Genomic DNA, 22759 nt, shown 5'->3' with positions numbered 1-22759 from the left:
TACCGAAGCCTGTCGGAACAGAGCGCTTCAACAGGTCCTATTTCCAGTCCTTTTATGTGAGAAAGAGTCGATGATTAACCTCCCCCTCAGTCCAGGCAATCTGCAACCGCTTTTGGCTATAACGCCACCCTCTTCATTGCCGGTTGAACCACCTGCGGCGGCGGTGGGCTATGAAACGTCACAAGCGCCTTCGGCTCCCCAAACGCCCACGTTGCCTCGGTTGCGCAGAGCCCCATTGGAAAACCCTCCGGCCCGCGACACCTCTAAGCCTTCGGCGCTGACGCTCAGTCAGCGCCAAGAATTGGCAGGGAACATTCATAACAATTATTGCCTGACGGTGGCGTTGGAAGATATTCAGGCGGCCATCGCCGAGGATCCGAGTCTGGATGTTGCAGCGTTGCTCGAAGCGAAGACGTTTTCCGCTCATTACGTTTCAACCTTTGGGCGCGCCTATAAAATCGCGCCGGGCGAGGATGTGCCGCTGGCGTGGTTCCTGCGGGAAAATCAATTGCTGGTCCCCAAGGACCTCGGGCAACTGGCCAACCTCATCGCCGTGTGCAAGGAGCCGCTGCCCGAGCCGGTTGAGCACGGCAATTACTGGGGGCTGTTATCCCAGCCCGCCACATTGGACAGTGGCCAGCGCACCCGGCTAAGCGAAATGGCGACCGCTGAAATGGCCAAGTTGTCGCCTGGCAAAGGTATCTTCGCTGCTTTTTATGAGACGCATGGGGCTTCGCTTCAAGGCATGAGCGCCGCGCAGATGCTTGAAAGCATGCTGGGCAGTGCTCAGATCAGACACTTGGGCCAAGCGCTGGAAACGGCCTTCAACAGTGACGCGTCACTGACCAGCAGAGATGCAAATTGGGCGTTGGCGGCAATGGTGCTGGCGCTGGATCCACAGGCCGGCAGCAAGCGTGGCGTCGTGGCCGGGTATGACCTTTACCAGCCAGCCAATCGGGACGTCCATCCTTCGGTGGTGGTCTCGCGCCTGGAGAAACATCTGGTGGACCAGGGCAAGGTACCTGCCGAGCTGGCATCGGCCGCCGCGCGCTTGTTGCTTGCAGGCGCTGACCCTGCCTTCATTGCCGAAGATATGCCCAGCAACCTAGTGGTCAAGTCGGCGGCTTTTGCCAAGCTGTCGGCGGTTGTGCAGGCGCAAGAGTTTTGGGCGCCGGGCATCGCGACATACACCGATTTTCAAACGTTCATGGGGCTGGCCAACCACAGTCCAGTCTCGGAGGCCGAGGTGGTTGTCGAGGCCAAGGCTCAGTCCAATGCGTTGATTCAGTGGGGCGTTGCCCAGGACAAAATTGCAGGAAAGGACGATGAAGCCTATACGTCGGAAGACGTGGCCGGGTTACGCGACGCTTTCAATGAGGCGCTCTCCTCACTGAAAAAAGCCCAGGAGCAGATAAGCGCTGCCATGCCTGTCCGCAAGAACATCGCACTTGAAAACCTGAAGGCTGCCTACGGCGCCGATCACCCATTTGATGTGCGTAATATCAGCATTGCCAACATCGATGCCAGCGAAAGCCAGCACCACTCGTTACTGGATATCTACATGTCTGGAAAGATGGACCGTATCCCAAGAGGGGAGCGGTACGATTTTCAATTAGGTAACCGTTTCCCCCGGGTCAAGCCGCTTCCTGATGTTAACCAGACATTCGACAGCCAGTTCGATAGCTACTTCAACAACTTGAAGGAGGGCGTGACAACCACCTCCAGACACCAACTATTGCAGCTGTCTGCGCAAGACAAACACACCATTGCGTCGGGTAAGGTCGAGTTTTTTTCTCTACGCAAAGCCAGTGTTGCGCAGGCTGAGGGGGCGCAGACCCCGGAGCAGGCACAAGCGGCCAAGGCGCGTTACGGATTGTTGATGCGGGTGCTGACCAAAATCGACAAAAACGGCAGTGACCGGGACGATAAAAACCTGCGCCATGTGTACTACGAAGTGTTCCCCTTGCAAGGCGTCATCCGCCGTCGCGACGACCTGCCCCGGTATCTGCCTAACCCGCCTCCACGAGTGGCCAACGCTCAAACCTACGCCACGACTCAGGCTAAAGGGGTCAGTGTTCCGGTCGATTATGAGGCCTATGAAAACGGCACCCCGTCACAGGCCGGCAAGGTTTCGACGGGGCTGCTGACTCAGCAGCTCAACGCACCTTATTTGCCTGAGCCCAGGCAAGGGCAGGACGCCAGTTCCACGGTTTCCGTGAATGCTCGGTTCAACACGATCGCCAAGGTGATCGCCGACCACCTGTTACATGATCGCGATGCCATAAAGGCAGGCGCCAAAGACGTGACCGAGGTGGAAAAGGAAGAGGTCGGCATCCAGGCCGGGCATGATTTTGTGACCGGACTGATTCCGTTCAAAAATGCCATCGAAAACGCAGTCAAGGGCAATACCGGCGCGGCCCTCAAGGACTTTGCGCTGGATATCTTTGGCTTCATCCTTCCATTCGGCAAAGGGCTGGGGCAGGCGAGCAAGGCGTTGGGCAAGTTGGGTGAAAAGCTCGGAACACGGGCGTTCAAGGTGTCCGATGGTGTTTTGCGCTCAGTTGCCAGTGGCCTGAACCCCACCGATGGTCTGGGAGACCTGGCAGTGGGACTGGCAAGGGGCGGGAAGACCGTGTTGAAAAGTAGTTACAGGGAGCTGAAGCAACTATTGCAGGAGCAGTCTGTCAGTGTTGGCGTCTCTGGGAAGGTATCGAACGCGGTATCCGACATCGCCGGCACCGGTCGCCAGCTGCCCGACTACAGTGCTCACTCACTGCCTGATAGCCTGCTTGAGGGCCGTAATATAAAAGGGGATGGCACTTACCAAGTCGGTGATCAGCACTATGTTCGTTTCACCGATGGCACGGCCACCAGCCGAGTATTTGAAATCAGCCGGAACTATAAAGTTGCGGGCGGCCAGGTTCGGGTTATTGATCCTGTCACCCAGAAAACGGTGATGTTCCTGCAGCCAACGGGCACCGGCGAATGGCGACTGAACAGCATGCTGGGGGGCGTCAAGCCCGAAACACTGCAACGCATGAGTGGGATCAGGCCTCAGCCGCAAAAACGTCCTGCCGGGCATGGCAGCTCTGGTTCATCTGCAGGCGTGGGGGTATCCGGCAGTCAGCCGGCCTTTAAACGACCCAAGGTGCCTGAAGCTTTCCCGGGTGAAAAGGCGCTGATGGATCCGCCCGTCACAGGCGAGAACCGTTTCTACCATTACACCGGGGCAAAGTCTCATGCCGCAATTAACAGCGATTGGCATCTGCAGTCCTCGGTGCTTAACGTGGATGGCAAGCCGTTACCGGGTGGGCGAGCCAGGCATTACTTCACGGATCTGGCGCCTGATGATGCGGCAACCAAAGAGATCTCCACGACTATTTTTGGGCGCCGTCGACATGGCAACCAATTGGACAAGATGACGCATTACTACGAGGTCAATACCTCGGGGCTGACGGTCATGAAAACCGATAACCCGCATATTTTTTATGTGGAGACGAAATTTGCCCTGCCCTTGAAGTACAGAGTAGAGGGTGAGCAGGTGAGTCGAATCATTACCCACGGTCAAACGCCATTCACCGCGTAGCCTCTACGGCCCCTCCCGCATTTAACCGCGTACCGCCTTTGAGATACGGCCAACCGCGGGAGGGGGCTTGCTCACGATGACTTGCTTACTGCGCAGAAGAATCCGCCTGCAAGCCTTCGATGGAAGCCTCAACCAATGCCAAGCCGGTTTCGGCCAATTGCAGGCTGGCCCAATTCAGGTAGCTCTGGTGTTCTGTGCATAAGTCTTGAGCCGCCAGGGTGAGCACGCGCGCAGTGCCAAAAACATAACTGGCATGTTCCAGTGCATGTTCGATGGGAATGCCGGGTTGTACGCAAAACAACGGTTCTTCACTGCGCTCGCTAGGGCCGAACGGGGTGGGGCGGGTGGTTTTTTTGGACATGATGGATCTCCTGATGAAAATGGGATCCTATGAGTTTCCGAGGCCGTCAAACCTCATCACGAATGCGTCGTGACAGGCGCGAGGATAGGCAGGATGGGGGCAAGGGTCAATGATGGCGGTTGTGCTTTCGGGCGCCATCGCAGGCAAGCCAGCTCCCACAGTTGACCGGGTACATCCGTTGGAATGCATTCCCCTGTGGGAGCTGGCTTGCCTGCGATGAGGCCTTTACAGGCACCACAACGCCCAAACAAAAAGCCCCCACCCGGCCCACTGCGGATAGGGGACGCAATGGGCTGGGCGAGGGCTTCTTCTACGACCGTTTTACTGCGCGATAGTTTTCACCGACACACCACGTTCAATCGGCGTGGAGCGCCCGTAGATATCTTCAAACCGCTCGATATCGTCTTCGCCCAAATAGCTGCCCGATTGCACCTCGATGATCTCCAACGGGATCTTGCCCGGGTTGCGCAGGCGGTGCACCGAAGCGATGGGAATGTAGGTGGACTGGTTTTCGCAGAGCAGGAACACGTTCTCGTCACAGGTGACTTCGGCCGTGCCGCTGACCACGATCCAGTGTTCGGCGCGGTGGTGGTGCATTTGCAGCGACAGGCACGCCCCCGGCTTGACCGAGATGTGCTTGACCTGGAAACGCCCGCCCATGTCCACCGAGTCGTAGGAGCCCCACGGCCGATAGACTTCGCAGTGGTTCTGGGTTTCGCTGCGGCCCTGTTCGTTGAGGGTCGAGACCATCTGCTTGACGCCCTGGACCTTGTCCTTGTGGGCAATCATCATCGCGTCCTTGGTTTCCACCACCACGATATTGTCCAGGCCGATCACCGACACCAGCTTGCCGTTGCCATGGATCATGCAATTGCGGCTGTCCTGGATGACCACGTCGCCTTTGCTGACGTTGCCGTTGACGTCTTTGTCATTGACCGCCCATAACGAGGCCCAGCAACCTACGTCGCTCCAGCCGGCACTCAGCGGCACCACGCAGGCGCGCTGGGTTTTTTCCATCACGGCGTAGTCGATGGAATTGTCCGGGCAGCAGGCGAAGGTGGCTTCGTCGAGCGTTACGGTGTCGGCATCCTGCTCGCTGCGTTCCAGGGTGAGTACGCAGGTGTCGTAGATGTCCGGATCATGTTTTTTCAGCTCTTCAAGGAAGCGGCTGGCGCGGAACAGGAACATGCCGCTGTTCCAGAAGTAGCCGCCGCTTTTGACGAACTCGATCGCGCGTTTTTCGTCGGGCTTCTCCACGAACTGTTGCACGCGGCTCACCCCTTCGGGCAGCAGCGAGTCGTTGGTGGACTTGATGTAGCCATAACCGGTTTCCGGACGGGTCGCCGGCACGCCGAACAGCACCATCTCGCCACGCTCGGCGGCCACGGTAGCCAGGGCCAGCGCACGTTGCAGGGCTTTCTGGTCGTCGATCACGTGGTCGGCCGGCAGCACCAGCATCAGTTCGTCGCGGCCTTCGTTGACCAGCATCATCGCGGTCAGGGCCACGGCCGGCGCGGTGTTGCGCCCGAACGGTTCCATCAGGATGCGCTGGCATTCGAGCTTACGCGTGCTCAGTTGCTCGTTGACGATAAAGCGGTGGTCCTTGTTGCAGACCACGATTGGGGAGTCCATGCCTTCAAACACCAGGCGCTCCAGGGTTTGCTGGAACAGCGTGTGCTCGCCGGTCAGGGCCAGGAATTGCTTAGGGAACTGTTTGCGGGAAAGCGGCCAAAGACGTGAGCCGCTACCACCGGAAAGGATTACTGGGATCATGGATGTTTCTCCTTGAATCGATTTGGGTCAGAGCTACGAAGGTTTGTCGTTTCACTCTTGTTTTTGTCTCGGTCTCTGTGGGAGCTGGCTTGCCTGCGATGCAGGCGACTCGGTCTGTCAGTGACACCGAGGTGATGCCATCGCGGGCAAGCCCGGCTCCCACAGGGAAATCATCAGCGGGTCGACACCGGGCGTTTTACCCAGACTGGCGAGATGCTCGAACCGGAACCGGTGACATACAGCACCGCCGCTTCACCGCGCTCCAGGGCTACCGGCTTCACGTCGCCGACCTTTTTGTCACCGTCATACAGCGCCAGGCTGACTTTCACCGGGTTGATTTCGCGCTCGCCACGGCTTTTGGCGGCCACCGACTTGACCACGTCGGTCTTGCCGTCGGCGGTCTTCAGGGTCAGGGCCTTGTCGCTGAGGTTCTGCACGCGTACCAGGGATTTCTGCTTGTTCTTGAACGGCGGTTCTTCGATCAGTTGTGGCTGGCCGCTGCCGCTGTTAACCAGGGTGTAGTAGTGGTCGGCGGCGAGTTTGACCGGCACGGTCTGGCTGCCGACCTTGGCGCTGTAGTCGCCGCCCGGCATGAAGCTGAAGTCGCTGCTGGCCAGCGGTGCAACGTCGTTCAGGTTGGTGGCGCCGACGGTGGCGCTGACTTCCTGGTTACTGGCGTTGTAGACCCGCACGAAGCTTGAGCCTTTTGGCGCGGTTGGGCCGTAGAGGGCGGCGTCGCCCCCGGCGAAAGCGGACATCGATACGAAGCTCAAGCCGGCAGCAATAGCCAGGGTCTTGGCGAGACGACGCGGAGTAGTAGTGAAAGTCATGTGAGTTACCTCTCTTTCAGTTTTGCGCCCGGTCGGGCGTCTCGGATTTTTGGTGTTTAACTGGGGTGTTCAGTGCCATGTTTTGTTGGCGCGAACCGGCTTGTTTAAGCTGCGCAACCCACTGCGGGTCGGCGTCACCGATTTCGTTGTTGACGGGCAGATAACGTTCAGGAAATTCCCAGATCAGCACCTGTGGCGGGCTGTTCTTGAAGTCGTCGCTTTTCAGGTAGCTGAGCATCGGCAGAATCGGGCCGTGGCCGTCTTCGGAGTAGTTGATGACGTCGCTGTGCAAGGCTTGCTTGAGCGCGCCGACGAAGTTCCAGTTGGGGTTGGCGCTGTAGCTGGTGCCGACCAGTGCCACTGGGGTTTCGCTGTTGCTGAACAGCGCGTCGTCGCCTTGGTTTTCAGCCAGGTGCGTCACGCGTTTTTGCAGCGGCTCCTTGGGCGGCATCAGGTTTTCAAACAACGGGTCCAGCGGCAGGAACAGACGCAGGTCGCCTTTGTGCGGCTCCGTCTTCTCGGCCTCGGTCACAAAGCGTTGTCGTTCACCGCTGAGCGGCGTCTTTTCGCTAATCACCTTGGCCAGCTGTTTGGCGGCGATTTCGGCGCCGTCCGGCGTCCAGTGGGTGTCGGTGCGCAGGAACACTTGCTTGCCGCCAAGCTTGGCCTGTTGCAGCGGGCCTAGCAGGTCCGGGGCGATAATCTTGTCGGCAGCCACGCGGGCGTGGAAGTCCTGGTACAGGTTGGCGTGGATGCTCGCCGGTTTCACGTCACCCAGGTGTTCCGGGTACAGGCGCACCTTGGCCGGCACAATCGCCATGACCAATTGAATGCCTTGGGCTTTGAGCTTCTGGCGTACGCCTTCGACCAGCGCGTAGTTGCCCTCCAGGTTCTGGTCTTCATTGACGGCGGGGTTGAACTCCTCGTCGCTGTACAACCAGTGATCGCGGCCCAGCACCACGCCAGGGCGGCCTTCGTTGAACAGCTTGTAGTCCAGCGCAGCCCACAGGTTGGTGCCAATACGCTTGATCGGGAACTGGTCGTCGTAATGCGTTTCGACGGCTTTGGTCCAGCGACCATTGAGCACCGTCGCGTCGGGATTGGTGCTGAAGCCGAAGAAACTGCGCATCGACCAGGCGCCCAGGGCCAGCAGCACCAGCAGGAACAGCGCGATATAGAGGACGCGGAATGAACGGGTCATGGTCGGCTCCCTCAGAATTGGAAGTAAAGGAACGGCGAGAAACTCTGCGCCGACAATTTCAGGATCGACGCCACGAACAGCAGCAGCACTGCGGCGCGCATGGCGTAGCGTGGCCAGTCAGCGGTCCAGTAGGCCGGTTGCACGGCGGCGTCCTGGCCGACGGTGAAACCTGGCTGATGGATGCTGCCCGGGTTGTCGCCCGGCACGGCCTTGATCAGGCTCGGGTCGGCTGGCTTGGCTTTCTCGGCAGGGCGGTTGCTGTAGAAATCGCGCAGGCCAAAGAACGCCAGTGTTGCGTAGGCCACCACCAGGGTTGCCACTTGCAGGCCGGTAAGGTTGGCGCGGTTGAGTTCCGACAGCGACCACTCGCCAAAGCTGAACATCGCACCGTACATACGGCCGGCGACGTGCAGGTTCTCCGAGCGGAAGATTACCCAGCCCATCACCACCAGCAGGAAAGTGAAGGCCCAACGCACCACGTTGAAACTGCGCGGCGCGGTGTTGAGGCCGATGGCTTTTTCAATCGCCAGCCACATGCCGTGCCAGGCGCCCCACACGATGTAGGTGATGTTCGCACCGTGCCACAGGCCACCGAGCAGCATGGTCAGGAACAGGTTGCGGTAGGTGGTCAGCGTGCCTTTACGGTTGCCACCCAGGGTGATGTACAGGTAATCGCGCAGCCAGGTGGACAGGCTGATGTGCCAGCGGCGCCAGAACTCGGTGATCGACTGGCTGATGTACGGCTGTTTGAAGTTTTCCATGAAGCGGAAACCCATCATCAAGCCCAGGCCGATGGCCATGTCGCTGTAGCCGGAGAAGTCGAAGTACAGCTGCGCGGTGTAGGCCAGCGCGCCGAGCCAGGCATCGCCGGTGGTGGGGTTTTGCAGGGCGAAGCAATGGTCGGCCACCACCGCCAGGGTGTCGGCGATGAAGACTTTCTTGATGAAACCCTGCATGAACCGCGTGCAGCCCTCGGAGAACTTGTCGAGGGTGTGTGTGCGGTTGTTGAACTGGTCGGCCAGGTCGCGAAAGCGCAGCACCGGGCCGGCAATCAAGTGCGGGAAGATCGCTACGAACGCCGCAAAGTCGATGAGGTTGCGGGTGGCCGGGGTGTCGCCGCGGTACACGTCGATGATGTAGCTGATGGACTCGAAGATGTAGAACGAGATCCCGATCGGCAACAGCACGTGGGTGAGAATGAACGGCTCCAGGCCCGCCGACTTCATCATCACGTTGATGCTGTCGACACCGAAGTTGGCGTATTTGAAGTAGCCGAGAATGCACAGGTCGACCGCCACGCCCAACAGTAGCCAGCGTTGAGCCGGCTTGGTGCGCACGCCTGCCGCACCGACCTTGAGGCCGATCCAGTAATTCCACAGCGTGACGGCGGCGAACAGCGCCAGGAAGTCCACTCGCCACCAGGCGTAGAACACGTAGCTGGCAATCAGCAGCAGCAGGTTGCGATAGCGTTGCCCGCTCAAATAGTACAAGCCGAGGAAAATCGGCAAGAACAGAAACAGGAACACATTGGACGAGAAAACCATCCCGATCTCTCCATGTTTAACCAACAGTCAAGGGCCAGAGCCCCCCCAAACCCCCCCACGATTTCGGGGGAGGTTGTATTGCACTCTCACTGAAGGAACCGGGTCAGTGTGGGAGCGGGCTTGCTCGCGAATGCGGTGGCTCAGTAACGGATGTGTCGACTGACACACTGCATTCGCGAGCAAGCCCGCTCCCACATTTGGAGCCGGTTTCTTCAGTTAGCTTTGTTGCCTTTTTCATGCGTCGGGTCGTAGACCTTGGTCAGGTCACCGCCCAATCGGAAAGTCTTGAACGGTTGCATGCCATGCTTGCGCTCGAGCACATCCGGGGCGCAGGTGTAGAGGGTGCAGAAGGGTTCAAGCCAGGCAAATTTCATGTCCTCCTTGAGGTCCTTCATGTCCTGCTCTTTGCCGTTCTGCTTCTCGAAGATTTCCGGGTCTTTGACCCCGGCGAGCACCTTGTCACCCAGGCGTTTCAATGCACCGTTGTTTTCCTGGCGCAGGTCCACGCCGTTGACCAGGGCGAAGCTGGCGATAATCGACAGCGGCGGCAGCGCGTAGTTGTGGTACGACAGGGCACGTTGCTGGCGCTTCAATTCATTCGGCAGGAAGCCCTGGTCATCGACCTGGTTGGCGCCGACCTTGTATTCCTTCACCGCCCAATCAAACAGGTCGCGGCGGTTCACAGCGACGGACGTGGCCATCACCGACCAGGCCGCCCAGTAGGAGTGGTTGTTGGTTTTTTCCAGCGGCAGGTTGTCCCAGTCGCTGACGACCTGATCGGCCATTTTGCTGAACCAGGCTTCGATCAACTGCGACTCTTGCTGGTGGTTGGCCAGCGGGTGCGAGTCGGAGAACTTCAGGCGTACATAGGCCGAAGCCATGCTGCCCAGCGCCCATTTGCGCATGGACTTGCCGGTGTGGTTGAAGTCCTTGGACATCAACGCATCCGCCTTGGCCCAGCTCGTGAGCCAGTTCAAGGTGCATTCCAGCTGCTGCGGACGACCGTCGCGCATGAATTGCATCACGCGCTTGCTGGTGTCTTTTTCCAGCTTGGTGATGTCGGCGGTGCTGTCGCGAAAGGCTTTTTCGGATTGCACATTCAGGGTGGAACGGGCTTTGTCCGAACCTTCGTACTTGCTGCGAAATTGCAGCGAGCCGGTGTACGGCGCCGGCATGGCGTCGCAGTCATTCTTGAAGTCGCCGGTCTTGAATGCTTCCACCGGGGCGAAATAGCCCTGGGGTGGACGCAGTGGCGCGGCGGCATTCACGGAGCCGGCGAACATCGCCAGGCCCAGTAATGTTGGGATCAATAACTTCTGCATAGGTAACCTCATTGCCCGGTTGAGGCGGTCTGTTGACCACCGGCGGGGAATACGTTGCGTGTGCAAATTTTCGCTTCGACTTTCTGCGCGGCAGCGCCCTTTTCTGGGCCCTGCACTTCCACGGCCAGCAAGTTTTGCGAGGCCCAGTCTTCGTCGGTGCGCAGTTCAAAGGCGAAACGCCCGTCTGTATCGGATGTTTCGGGTTTGTCGATCTTGATGTCCTCGTGGCGCCCGTTCATGTACCAGAGGGTGGCTTGCAGGGTTTTCACCGACGGGTCGGCGAAGCGGATGTCGACCTGATGGCTGCTGTTGCGCAGGTCTTTGTTCGAACTGTTGACCATTAATTCGTTCTTGCCGGGTTTCAACGTGGTGCTGGCGCTCATCTGCGCGGTCTTGCCTTCGCAGCCGTTGTCGAGCAGCGACATCATCTGGCGGTAGATGGTCTCCTGGTCGAGGCGATACAGTGGCGAGAATTCCCAGATCAGAATTTTCGGCGGGGTTTTCTGGAATTCATCGCTGCCCAGGTACTGGATCATCGACCCTTCCAGGCCACCGCCGGGGAAGGCGACGTTGAGGATGTCGGCACCGATTTCCTGTTCAAGGAAGCCGGCGAAATTGTAGTTCTTGCCGCTGTGGCTGGTGCCCACCAGGGTGATCTGCGGGTTGCCGGCATCGCTGAACAGGTCGCCGTCGCCCGCTTCGCCTTTGGGCTCGGTGGTGAATTGGTCCATGTACTGGATCGCGTAGCTGGTGCCGCACAGCTGCCCGGCCATGTTGTGCAGGGTGCCGGTCTTGCCCATGCGCCCGGAGCGCTTGGTTTCGAACTCACGCTGGGGGATGCCGGCAAACTCCGGCATTGCACGCACTTTGGCACCGACGATTTTCGCCGTGCGCTGGGCACCGTACGGGGTCCAGTGTTGGTCGCCACGGAAGTAGAAATCGTGGGCGGGCAACTCATCCGGCAGTTGCTCGTTGGTAAGCGGCGACAAGTCCGGCACCACGTAACCCATCTTGGCAAAACGCCCGAGCATGGTTTTGTAATTGCCCAGCGCTTTGTCGAAATCGAAACTGGCTTTCTCTGCGGGGTTGAGCTTGTTGCGGTTCACCAGGCCACGGGTCGGCTGGTAGACCACCACCAGTTCCACGCCTTTGGCCTTGAACGCATCGTGCAGTTGTTGCATGCGCTTGTAGCCGGCGGGGCTGGTGTCGAATTCAGTGCGCAAATCTTCCTGGGTACGGAACAGCCAGTCGCCCTGGGCTTGCACCAGCGTGGTGAAGTTCTGCTGGTAGCGCGTGGTGTAGTTCTTCGCGTCATGGGCGGCCGGGCACAGGCTGCAGCACGGCTCGGCGCTGAACGTAGGCGCTTTCACTTCATCGGCGCGCACGCCCTGGCTGGCCGACAGCAGGCCGAGGGTCAGACCCGAGAGGCTCAGCAGTTTGATCATGTGTGGGTGCATAAGGGTCATCCTCAGTCCTGCATTTGGGTCTGGCGTTCGACAGGATCGATCAGCACGGCTTTCTGCTGGCGAACCAGCAGGTCGAGAATTTCTTCCTGACGGTCACCCAGCACGCCGTTGAAGCTGATGCCGCTTGATTTGGTCGGCGCCAGCATCGCTACGCGGTACAGCTCGACGCTCAACGGCGAGTCGATGGACAGCGGCCCGCTGCCGTTACCCGCGAGTTCACCGCCGACCACAATCAGCGAGACCTTGGTGTCGAACGGGTCGAGGGCGATGTCGCGGTCGGTGTCGGTCAAATCCTTGATGTGGCCGTACACGCCGGTCAGGCCGTTGGCCATGGCGCTGTTCTCGTACAGGCGAATGTTCACGCTGTTACGGATGCGGATACCGTGGCGACGATTGGCAATCACCTTGTTGCCCCACAGCAGGTTGTCGCCGCTCTCATAGAGGGTGATGCCGTCGGTGTGGTTGCGGTAGATCTCGTTGTCGGCGATCAGGTTGTTCACGCTGTTACGGTCGATCACCAGGCCTGAAAGCTTGTTGTCATAGCTGCGGTTATTGAAGATGAAGCTGTCGTTCACTTCCCGCGAAATGATGATGCCGTGCTTCTTCTTGGTGCCGTAGACGGTGTTGTCCGCGATGATCAGGCCGTGGGAACGGTCGTGCGGGTCAATCCCGTAGACGATGTTGTCTTTGTAGGTGTTGCCCTTGATCACGAAGCCGGTGGTTTCGTAGCAGTAGAAGCCGTACCACATGTCCGAGAATTCGGAATCGATGATCCAGCCGGTCGGCTCGGAGCGCTTGAGCACCTTGGCCATGTTCGGCGTGTACTGGGAAATACTCACCCCGTACGACTTACTGTTGGCGTAACCGAAGCTGGCCATCTTGCTGTTGGCGATGTAGGTCTCGGTGCCGCCCCAGGCCAACAGGAACGGGCGGAATTCCTTGGGCGACTGGAAGGCCGCCGGTCCGTTGGCCTTTTCGTTCCAGCCGGTAATCCGGGTGTCGCGCACAAACAGCTGGCCGTCGTTGATCAGGAACGAACCGGCCTGCTGGGACAGGCGCAGTTCCTGAGTCTTCTTGTCGATTTCGAGGATGCCCTTGCGGCCGACCACGATCGGCAGCTTGGCCAGGAACACACCCGGCGACGTTTCGCTGAGGTACTGCTTGGGTACTTTGCCGAGCAGGTCCTTGAGGTTCATGTAGCCGTCGTCGACAAAGATCGCCTGGGGAATACCGTGTTGGCGCACCACCCATTCGGCCATCTTGTTGTCGCCGCCGATAAAGTCCTTGAGGGCGTCTTCTTGCATCATGCGGCGGATGCTGACTTTGCCGGGTTTGCTGCGCACGATCTTCTTTTCCATCGCCGCAGCGGTGTAGCCCGACAGGTCCGGCAGGGCCGGTTTGGCCATTTCCAGTGGCGCGGTTGGCGGGCTGGAGATGGTGTAGGTTTTGGCCTGTTGCAGTTCTTTGGCGATGGTCGGCGCTTTCACCGCCGCACCGTCGGCAAAGGCCGAAGTGCTGGCCAGCAGCATGGCTGCGACCAGCAGGCTGACCGAGCCTTTGAGGGCTTGAGGGTTCATCGCGCAGGCTCCCATCAGAATTTCCAGATCACGTCGACAAAGGCGCGGTGCATGTACGAGTCGACGCCGCTGCCATAGGCGTCGCCCGGCTTGAACACGCCCGCCCGCAAGCGCACCAGGGCCGACGGTTCGTTGATCGACTGGCTCAGCGCGGCCGGCAGCAAGCCTTTCTTGAAGTATTTGGTGACCACGACGTCCATCTCCTGGCCCAGGTCCTTCTTGCCGTCTTCAAGCGGCAACGAGGTGCTGGAGAGGATTGCGCCGGTCACGTCATCGGTGTTGTTCTGCACGGCATCGATGCCGTTGCTGCCCACCGGCTTGTTACCGTCTACGCGCCAGAACTTGTGGTAGACCAGGCTGGCGTCATAGTCCTCGCGCAGCTGCCAGGAACTGAACAGGCTCATGGACTGCATGTTGTTCATCTCGCCGCGAAACGCCTCGCCGAAGCGGTGCACGCGCGATTGGGTGCCGGTCCAGTTCGAACGGTTGCTTTGCAGACCGTTCTGCTCGTAATTGGCACTGGCGCGCGAGTAAGCCGCGCCGACTTGCCACTGCGGGTCGAGGCGCAGACGGATACCCAGGTCGGTGGCCCAGCCGCTCACGTCATCGCTGCGCTTGGCTTCTGTCGGGCGGGAGCCGTCGGCGTTCAAGGCGTTGACCGTGTCGCGGTTGCCTTTCATGCCAGTGACGCTGGCCCAGTAGTTGACGGTGTTGGTGTTGCGCCAGTTATAGGCGTCGCTGTTGGCTTCGATACCGAGCCAGGTCATGTCGCCGTTTTCGCGCTTGTCCAACGGGTCGCTGGCCACACCCGGTTCGGCATAGTCGAGCTTGCCGTCGTCATGGGTGTGGTGGCCACGCAGGCCGATCCACTGCCCTGGCGTCCACTGGTAGGCGGCGTCGGCGTAGAAGTGCTTGCGGTCTTTGTCTTTAGGCGACAGTTCTTTCAGGTCGGTGCGGTATTCGCTGAAGCGTTCGGCGGCGCCGACATTGGCCTTGAGCAAGGTGGTGTCGAAGGTCCAGTTCAGCGCTTCGATATTGGTATCGCGCCATTGGCCGTCGTCATTGTTCAGGCGCTGGCGACCGAACTTGAGGAGCTCGCCAGGGTAGGGCGTGAAGCCGCTGTAGCCGACCCAGAACTCGCGCATGGCCAGGTAGTTTTTCTTGGTCTTGCGGTCGTTGTTGCTCGATTGTGAGGCGCTGTCATCGGAGGACTGTTGCAGGGTGTCGGTCTCGATGATGTCGCTCGACGTCACGGCCTGACCCATGGCATAGGCGCTCCACGCGCCGCTTTCGCCATAGACCCATGGGCGCAGGTCGAGGCCGATGCCGTTGACGTCGCCGCCGGGCTTGGTGCCCAGGTCGCGGTCGTCTTCGGACTGGCCGGTGATTTTCACTTCCAGGCCGAAGTTCTTGGCTTCGGTCAGCGCGGCCAGGGTCGGGCATGACCACAGCAGGGCGCAGGTCAGGCCGATGCCGGCCTTGACGAATGGGTTGAGCTTCATAGGGATTCCTCGCCGTCTTCTTCTTGCAGGGCGTGCAGTTGCAGCGTGCTCTGGGCCAGGGTGCCGCGGGTGGCCAGCTCCTGTTGCACCAGGCGTTGGCCTTCGGCGCGTTGCTCTGGCGTCAGTGGGGCTTCGAGCTGCGTGGCCAAGTCGTTGGCCTCTGGCGTGTCCTGGGCTTTAGCCAACTGGCTGAAGACGTAGGCGTTCAATGGGTTGGGCTGGGTGCCCTTGCCTTGGGAAAACAATTGGGCGATGGCGAAGTCGGCGCTGTTCTGGCCATTGCGCGCAGCGGTCAGCAAGTGGTCGAGGGCTTTTTGCGAGTAAACCTTGCCCAGGTAGCCACGGCGGTAGATCTGGCCGAGGTAGTAATCGGCGGCGACTTCCTTGCCCACGGCTTTTTCGAAGTGCGCTTCGGCGGCCTTGGCGTCCGCCGGCACCCACTTGCCTTCGTAGTAGAGCTTGCCCAGCAACAGTTCGGCGCGCGGCTGGTCGGCGGCGCGGCCGTTGTCCAGGTACTTCATCATCTGGTCGACATCGCCCAGTTCGGGGAAGTCGTAGAGCAGTTGCGCCAGGCTGACCCAGGAGGCGGGGTAGCCGGGGGCGATTTTTTCCAGCAGGGCCTGGGCGGTTTTTTCGTCAGGCTTGCCGAGGGTCGCGTCGCCCAATACACGTGCAACGCTGTCGACGCGCTGGGCAGTGACGGTGCCACGGCTGTAAGCGGCTTCCATCTGCTTGAGGAGTTCGGCCTGTTTTTCCGGTTCGGCTTTTTTCTGGTAGACCGTGGCCAACTCGACGTAGCAGATGTCGGTGGTGTTCAGCGCGGCCTTGCAGATGCGCTCCACATCATCCAGATGCTGGTCGTAGGTGTCCTGGGTGCGATACAGCAGCACCTGGGCCAAACCTGCTTCCGGGTAACCCGCCGCCTGCCACTTGCTGATCTGTTGCTGGGCATTCACGTTGGGGAAGCTGTGCGGGCATTGCAGGTAAAGCATCGCCAGCGGGATCAGGGTGTTGCCTTCGCCATTGGCAAAGGCTTTTTTCAGCAGCCCTTCGGCTTCGTGCTGCTCGGCCTCGGTGGCGCCCGGCTTGGCCACCAGCAGCCGACCCAGACGGGCCTGGGCTCGCGGCGAGGTATCGGCGGCGGCGCGGTAGGTGGCCTCGGCCTGACGGATTTGCTCGGGGTCGCGGGTGGTCACCTGGATATCCGCCAGGCCGACTTGGGCCTCGCTGTAACCCAGGTTTGCCAGCTGCTGATAATTCTGTTGGGCGGTGACCGTGTCGCCACGTTTGAGGGCTTCGTTGGCCAGGCGCTGGTCGGGCAGGCCGGCGCAACCGGCGAGGCTGACCGCCAGTGCCAATGTGCAGAATGCAGAGGCGAAGTGCGACCCGCTCTGTGTGGGAGCTGGCTTGCCTGCGATGCGGGCAACTCGATCTTTCAGGTGCACCGAGTCGATCCCATCGCGGGCAAGCCCGGCTCCCACAGTGCTCTGTGTTGTGCTTGAAATAGGGTTCACAGGCATGTCCTCGCTTACAGACCGTGAGCCATGGCTTTATCGATCAGCCAGTTCAGCGAAGGGCCACGGTCGCTGGTCACTTCTACCGGGCGGCCGGCGTAGGTGCTGTCCAGCGGCGCATCCGGCTTGATCTGTACGCGGATGTCCGAGGACAGGTCGTCGCTGTTCAGGCTGGCGCTGCTGACGATGGTGCCGGTGCGGACCTGTTCTTCGTCGGCCACCTGGAAGCTCACGGCGGTACCTGGGCGCACGTCGGCGAACTGGCGATAGGTGAAGCGCGCTTCTACATTGGCCAGGCTGCCGCGTGGCACCAGTCGGAAGATCACATCGCCCTTGCTGGCGTACTGACCGTCGGCGACCAGTTGCTGGGCGACGACGCAATCACACGGGGAGGTCAGGGTGCCGGTCATTTGCTTGCCGAACAGTTCTTCGACCTTGGCCGGTTGCAACTGCTCTTCGTCCAGATGGCCCTTGAGCACATCGAGCATGCTGGTGCTGAACGTCGCCAATGGCGCGCCTTTGGCCGCTACCGCGTCACCTTTGAGCAGGCTTTGTACGGTACCGTCGCGCGGCATGGTTACGTTCATGCCGGGCACGCTGACGAGGCCGGCCTGGGCGTGGCTGACGAAGTACATGCCGTAGACCGACTTGAAGACAAAACCGAACGCGGCGAGGCCGACAATGAAGATCCCGGCGCTGAACACCACGGCGCGCAGGCGACCGAACGCGGTCATGCCGCTGCCGCCATCCTTGACCTTGCGCGCCTTGGTGAAGTTGTCCCGTTGCAGGGTCGCCAACACGTCGCCCATGGTCACGATGTCGCCCGACAAGTGCGAGGTGATCAAGTGGCGCAGGGTGGAAATATCCTGGGCATCGAGGTTCTGGAACTGACAACCGGTGCGGCCGCTCTGGCGATCGTAGGAGCGAATCTGCAGCTCTACATCCATGGCCAGGCCGAGGTTGTCGATGACGAATTGCAGGCGGCCCTTGTGCACTTCACCCACGGTCAGCGGCTGCGTGGCGGTGAACGCCAGGCCGCCGGCGGACAGGTCGATTACCCGTGCTTCGGTCTGGGTACGGTCGGTGTTGAAGAAGCGCAGCTTGGCCGGGATTTTGACCCGGGCATGTTGGCGCTGGGCTTCGGATTCGTGGACAACATTGGCGTTTACTTGGCTGTTCATCAGGGCAATTTCCTAGAGTTAATTCAGGCTTGGCAGGGTCAGACCATCATCAGCAACACGGCGACGAAAATGCTGCCGGCGGAGAAGGTCATGGTCCGAGACGACCAGGTGTTGAACCAACGTTGAAAGCTGGCCAAATCGCGGGTCAGTTTGGTGTCCTGGCGGGTCCAGGACTGTTGATCAAGGCGGAAGAACACGTAGATCTTCACCAGCGCGCCCATGATCTGGTTGTAATAGAGAATCACCGGGTACGCCGGGCCGATGGTGTGGCCGGAGCACGACAGCAGCAGGGTCAGGATCAAGCGGGTGATGCCGATCCACAGCAGGTACGCGAGGATGAACGCGCCGCCGTACTTGAAGGTGGCGATGACGGCCACGGTCAGGCCGAGCAGGGACGTCCACATCGACACGCGCTGGTCGAACAGCACCACGCTGGTGAACAGGCCAAGGCGGCGAACGCCCAGGCCGAGAGCGCGGGAGTTCTGGCGCAGGTTGTTGCCGTACCAGCGGAACATCAGCTTGCGGCTGGCCTTGATAAAGCTCTTTTCCGGTGGGTGTTCCACGGTGTTGATCGCGGCGTCCGGCACGTAGAAGGTGTCGTAACCGAGGCGCATCAGGCTGAACCAGCTGGACTTGTCATCCCCGGTCAAAAACTTGAAGCGGCCCAGGCGCCAGTGTTGCAGCGAGTCGCTTTCCACGTCGGCGATAAAGCCCGGGTCGGTGACGACGCTGGCACGGAACACCGACATGCGCCCGGTCATGGTCAGCACGCGCTTGGACAGGGCCATGGAACACATGTTGATGTGGCGCTGGGCGAAGCGCAGTTTGTGCCACTCGCTCATGATGTAGCCGCCGCGCACTTCGCAGAACTCGTTGGTGGTCAGGCCGCCGACATTGCCGAACAGCTGGAACCACGGCACGGTCTTGCGGACTACGCCTTCGGCGAGCACGGTGTCGCCATCGATCACTGCGACCACTGCACGGTCATCCGGCAGGTGGCGGGAGATGGCGCGGAAGCCGTAGGCCAGGCCGTCACGTTTGCCGGTGCCGGCGATGCGGACGAAGTCGAGCTTCACGTGGTCCGGCGGGTTCATGCGCTCCCACAGGCTTTTCACCAGCAGCTCATCGGACATTTCCACCAGCGAGCAGACCACGGTGGTGGGGAAGCCGCATTCGATGGCCTCGCGAATCACCGAGCTGTAGACCTGGGCGGTGGTCAGTGCATCGATACGGAAGCTGGTGACCATCAGGAACACATGGGACGGGTCTGCCGCCTTGCCCAGCTTGCGCACCTTGCGCCGCAGGTGTGGGTAGACCACATACAGGAACAGCATGCCGCGAAAGAAATGCGTAGCACCCATCGAGTAGCGCCAGATACCGACGGCGCCAATCAGGAAAATAAAATTCTTCGACTCGGAGTCGAATGTGCTGGCTGGCAAAGCCAGAGCTAGAAGCGCTAAAAGCCCCAGAAATAATAGCCAGCCAGTCGCTTGGTTTAACCGTTGCATATTCATGTCCGTCACGGAGGAGTAGGGCTTCAAGCTGCAAGCTACAAGCTGAAAAAAGATCGCTTCTAACTTGCAGCTTGCCGCTTGAAACTAGCCGCTGCTCCTCACCAACAAATACCTTCGGTACGGCCACTTACGCTGGTGGCCTTGGACATGAAGCCCACCAGGTCGACCACTTGCTTGCCGTGCGGTGCGTTATGCGCCAGGGCACGGAATTTCTCGTCACGGTTGCCGAGGATGATCACGTCGGAGTTGTTGATCACCTCATCGAAGTCCGAGTTGAGCAGGGACGACACGTGCGGGATCTTGCCTTCGATGTAGTCCTTGTTCGCACCGTGCACACGGGCGTATTCGACGTTGCTGTCGTAGATGCTAAGGTCGAAGCCCTTGCCGATCAGCATTTCCGCGAGCTCTACCAGTGGGCTTTCGCGCAGGTCGTCAGTGCCGGCCTTGAAGCTCAGGCCCAGCAGCGCGACTTTGCGTTTGTCATGGCCGGCGACGATGTCGAAGGCGTTCTGTACCTGGGACTCGTTGCTGCGCATCAGCGAGTTCAGCAGCGGCGCTTCCACGTCCAGGGCACCGGCGCGGTAGGTCAGGGCACGCACGTCTTTTGGCAGGCACGAGCCGCCGAACGCGAAGCCAGGGCGCATGTAGTACTGGGACAGGTTGAGGGTCTTGTCCTGGCACACCACTTCCATCACTTCACGGCCATCGACGCCAACGGCCTTGGCGATGTTGCCGATCTCGTTGGCGAAGGTGACTTTGGTGGCGTGCCACACGTTGCAGGTGTACTTGATCATTTCGGCGACGGCGATGTCCTTGCGGATGATCGGCGCGTCGAGTTCTTCGTACAGCGACTGCAGGACATCGCCGGAGGCTTTGTCGAACTCGCCGATGACTGTCATCGGCGGCAGGTCGTAGTCGGCGATGGCAGTGGATTCGCGCAGGAATTCCGGGTTGACCGCGACACCGAAGTCGACGCCGGCTTTTTTGCCGGAGCAGTCTTCGAGGATCGGGATGACAACGTTGGCCACAGTGCCCGGCAATACGGTACTGCGCACCACGATGGTGTGGCGGGTGGTCTTGTCACGCAGGACAAAACCGATCTCGCGGCATACCGATTCGATGTAGTTGAGTTCCAGATCGCCGTTTTTCTTGCTCGGCGTGCCGACGCAAATCATCGAAAGGTCGGTATCGCGGATGGCGTCGGCGAAGTTGGTCGTGCCGCGCAGTCGACCGTTTGCGATGCCTTGGCTCAACAGTTCGCCCAGACCCGGTTCAACGATGGGCGATTTGCCGGCATTGATCAGGTCGATCTTATCCTTGGAGATGTCTACACCGACCACTTCATGGCCACGGGCAGACAGGCAACCGGCACAGACTGCGCCGACGTAACCTAGACCAAATATGCTGATGCGCATCGCATTTACCTCTTTGTCATTGAAGACGATATTAATCATGCCAATTAGATGGCCGGAGTTCATGTTTGCAAGCGTCACTGATGCCACGAAAGTTGGGCGAATAGACGCCGACTTGCCGTGTATAGGCATGTTAAATAACGAGTGACTCATCATTGCACTCAAGTTGTGCGAAACGTGGCCTTGTTATTGGAGCCTGCCCTGAAATGCAGCCAGCCTTCTTGGGAGAAGGGCCTGGCGCCAGTGCCGCAGAGCCTTGATAGAGGCTTTAAGCCTTTAATTATCAATGCCTTGGGTTGTCTCACTGACCCATTAGGGGAGGTTGAGCCTTGGCCTTATAGTTCGTGGCAATTCTTCCTTGTCGCCGCTATTAACTAATCGGTTGGTAATATGACCCCTGAGTCAAAGTTAAATATGACAACTTTGCTACTTCCGTTGGTCGCCATGTAAGTCATCTCTTACAGCAACAGAGAATTTCGTTACCGGTGGTATGAGCGGTGCATCAGGATGAAGTTCCTGGCCGCTCATCCTGTTTCCAGAAATTTCTTGAAATATTAGAAAAGATGGCACTGGCATTACAGTGATAGCACTTGCTACTTGGGCGAGTCGTAATAGGGAGTTGGTGAGGCAGGATAGTTTTGTGCCACTACCGTTTGAAAAAAACGGTGCCACTACGAAAAAAAATTTGAAATGTCGAGTGAAAGATTTGTTAGGAATGTGTCTTTGTGTTTTTTGACGTCAAATAAATGACGATTTAGGGTTTGGAATGCAAACAAAAATGTGGGAGCTGGCTTGCCTGCGATGGCGCAATTTCAGTCAGAGAACAGTCGACTGATACTCCGCTATCGCAGGCAAGCCAGCTCCCACATTAGAGTGTTAGCGTTTGTGAGGGCTGAGCAAGGCCTTATTCCGGTGCGTGATCGCGCAAAAACACCAAATTGTCCGGCTTGGACTGCTCTGCGTTGAAGCGATAACCCTGCACATCAAACTGCTTGAGCTTGGCCGGGTCGTTGATGCGCTCTTCGATCACAAAGCGGCTCATCATGCCCCGCGCTTTCTTGGCGTAGAAGCTGATGATCTTGTACTGACCGTTCTTCAGGTCCTTGAATTCGGTGTTGATGATCCGCGCGTTCAGAGCCGTGCGCTTGACGGCCGATAAGTATTCGTTGGAGGCCAGGTTGAGCAGCAAATCATCGCCTTGTTCGGCCAGTGCTTCATTCAACCACTCGCTGATGCGCGTGCCCCAGAACGCGTAGAGGTCCTTGCCACGGGCGTTGGCCAGTTTGGTGCCCATCTCCAGGCGGTACGGCATCATCAGGTCCAGCGGGCGCAGCAGGCCGTACAGGCCCGAGAGCATGCGCAGGTGGTCCTGGGCGTAGCTGAAGTCGGCATCGCTGAAGGTTTCGGCGTTGAGGCCGGTGTAGACGTCGCCCTTGAATGCCAGCAGGGCCTGTTTGGCATTGGCCGGGGTGAAGGCGGGCGTCCAGCTGCCGAAGCGGGCGGCGTTGAGGCCACCGATTTTATCGGAGACGTGCATCAACTCGCTGATTTGCGCCGGGCTGAGTTCGCGCAGTTGTTCGATCAGCTCCTGGGAGTGGTCGAGGTACTGCGGCTGGGTGAAGCGCGGGGTGACCGGCTTTGACTCGAAATCGAGGGTTTTGGCGGGGGAAATCACCATCAGCATGAAATCGTCTCCTTTAATCGTGGCGTGTCGCGTGGGCGGGATTCTAGGGGGTTGGGGGGTTAGACTCCACCTATGATGGTGATAGAGCGCTGCTTTGTCGTTGGTGTACATATCCGTTGCTGCGGTAACGGCGGCTTAGGGTTCCGCCCTTACGGCGGGTCACTTTTTTACAAAGCGCCTAAAAAAGTAACCAAAAAACGCTTTGCCCCACCACTCGGTGCCTCGCCTGGGCTCGGCATGCCCGCACTCCGGCTTGAATCCGTGGGCCGCCGCGATGGGCCATCCTTGGCCC

The 22759-nt window shown here is 59.5% G+C and carries 15 protein-coding genes; 1 reads left to right on the top strand and 14 read right to left on the bottom strand.

From position 1 onward, the window contains the following. The first annotated feature begins 235 nt into the window (after positions 1-235). Positions 236-3586 (top strand): hypothetical protein, encoded by a 3351-nt coding sequence (locus tag ACDZ94_RS23725; protein WP_432751608.1) that lies wholly within the window; start codon positions 236-238, stop codon positions 3584-3586. A gap of 85 nt (positions 3587-3671) precedes the next feature. Here ACDZ94_RS23725 and ACDZ94_RS23720 read toward each other — a convergent pair whose 3' ends face one another. The 14 genes from ACDZ94_RS23720 to yaaA form a co-directional block, all read right to left on the bottom strand. Further along, on the bottom strand, positions 3672-3947 hold the full coding sequence (locus ACDZ94_RS23720) for a DUF3077 domain-containing protein (protein ID WP_432751607.1): 276 nt from the start codon (positions 3945-3947) through the stop codon (positions 3672-3674). A gap of 321 nt (positions 3948-4268) precedes the next feature. Next, the gene (locus tag ACDZ94_RS23715; RefSeq protein ID WP_262667063.1) at positions 4269-5720 is read right to left on the bottom strand and encodes a mannose-1-phosphate guanylyltransferase/mannose-6-phosphate isomerase; all 1452 of its coding nucleotides are present in this window, start codon (positions 5718-5720) and stop codon (positions 4269-4271) included. Between the two features lie 173 nt (positions 5721-5893). Then, positions 5894-6550: an alginate O-acetyltransferase AlgF gene (locus tag ACDZ94_RS23710; RefSeq protein WP_064450790.1), complete on the bottom strand. Its 657-nt coding sequence runs from the start codon at positions 6548-6550 to the stop codon at positions 5894-5896. 16 nt (positions 6551-6566) lie between these two features. After that, complete coding sequence (locus tag ACDZ94_RS23705) at positions 6567-7751, bottom strand: alginate O-acetyltransferase (RefSeq protein WP_064450791.1); 1185 nt, start codon at positions 7749-7751, stop codon at positions 6567-6569. An 11-nt stretch (positions 7752-7762) separates the two neighbouring features. After that, the gene (locus tag ACDZ94_RS23700; RefSeq protein WP_128590854.1) at positions 7763-9295 is read right to left on the bottom strand and encodes an MBOAT family O-acyltransferase; all 1533 of its coding nucleotides are present in this window, start codon (positions 9293-9295) and stop codon (positions 7763-7765) included. A 212-nt stretch (positions 9296-9507) separates the two neighbouring features. Continuing rightward, positions 9508-10617, bottom strand: a complete 1110-nt coding sequence (locus ACDZ94_RS23695; protein ID WP_432751606.1) for a mannuronate-specific alginate lyase — start codon at positions 10615-10617, stop codon at positions 9508-9510. A gap of 8 nt (positions 10618-10625) precedes the next feature. Beyond that, positions 10626-12074 (bottom strand): alginate O-acetyltransferase, encoded by a 1449-nt coding sequence (locus ACDZ94_RS23690; protein ID WP_432751617.1) that lies wholly within the window; start codon positions 12072-12074, stop codon positions 10626-10628. Positions 12075-12085: 11 nt separating this feature from the next. Continuing rightward, positions 12086-13675 carry a mannuronan 5-epimerase AlgG gene (gene algG / locus ACDZ94_RS23685; RefSeq protein ID WP_064450794.1) on the bottom strand — a complete coding sequence of 530 codons (1590 nt, stop codon included), beginning with the start codon at positions 13673-13675 and terminating at the stop codon, positions 12086-12088. Then, a complete protein-coding gene (locus ACDZ94_RS23680) occupies positions 13675-15162 on the bottom strand; it encodes an alginate export family protein (protein WP_432751605.1) in 1488 nt (495 codons plus the stop codon). Before ACDZ94_RS23680 ends, algG begins: the two co-directional genes overlap by 1 nt. Continuing rightward, positions 15159-16682 (bottom strand): alginate biosynthesis TPR repeat lipoprotein AlgK, encoded by a 1524-nt coding sequence (gene algK, locus ACDZ94_RS23675; protein WP_432751604.1) that lies wholly within the window; start codon positions 16680-16682, stop codon positions 15159-15161. Before algK ends, ACDZ94_RS23680 begins: the two co-directional genes overlap by 4 nt. A gap of 8 nt (positions 16683-16690) precedes the next feature. After that, positions 16691-17857: a PilZ domain-containing protein gene (locus ACDZ94_RS23670; RefSeq protein WP_432751603.1), complete on the bottom strand. Its 1167-nt coding sequence runs from the start codon at positions 17855-17857 to the stop codon at positions 16691-16693. 38 nt (positions 17858-17895) lie between these two features. Next, entirely contained in the window at positions 17896-19371 is a 1476-nt protein-coding gene (alg8, locus tag ACDZ94_RS23665) for a mannuronan synthase (RefSeq protein ID WP_156526250.1), read from the bottom strand. A gap of 98 nt (positions 19372-19469) precedes the next feature. Further along, complete coding sequence (locus tag ACDZ94_RS23660; protein WP_064454857.1) at positions 19470-20786, bottom strand: nucleotide sugar dehydrogenase; 1317 nt, start codon at positions 20784-20786, stop codon at positions 19470-19472. A gap of 901 nt (positions 20787-21687) precedes the next feature. Beyond that, positions 21688-22467 carry a peroxide stress protein YaaA gene (yaaA, locus tag ACDZ94_RS23655; protein ID WP_432751602.1) on the bottom strand — a complete coding sequence of 260 codons (780 nt, stop codon included), beginning with the start codon at positions 22465-22467 and terminating at the stop codon, positions 21688-21690. Positions 22468-22759 lie beyond the last annotated feature (292 nt).

The sequence above is a fragment of the Pseudomonas sp. UBT genome (genome assembly GCF_050915955.1).
In the GTDB taxonomy this organism is placed as follows: Bacteria; Pseudomonadota; Gammaproteobacteria; order Pseudomonadales; family Pseudomonadaceae; genus Aquipseudomonas; species Aquipseudomonas antarctica_A.
This window is presented reverse-complemented; position numbering and strand designations above follow the sequence as displayed.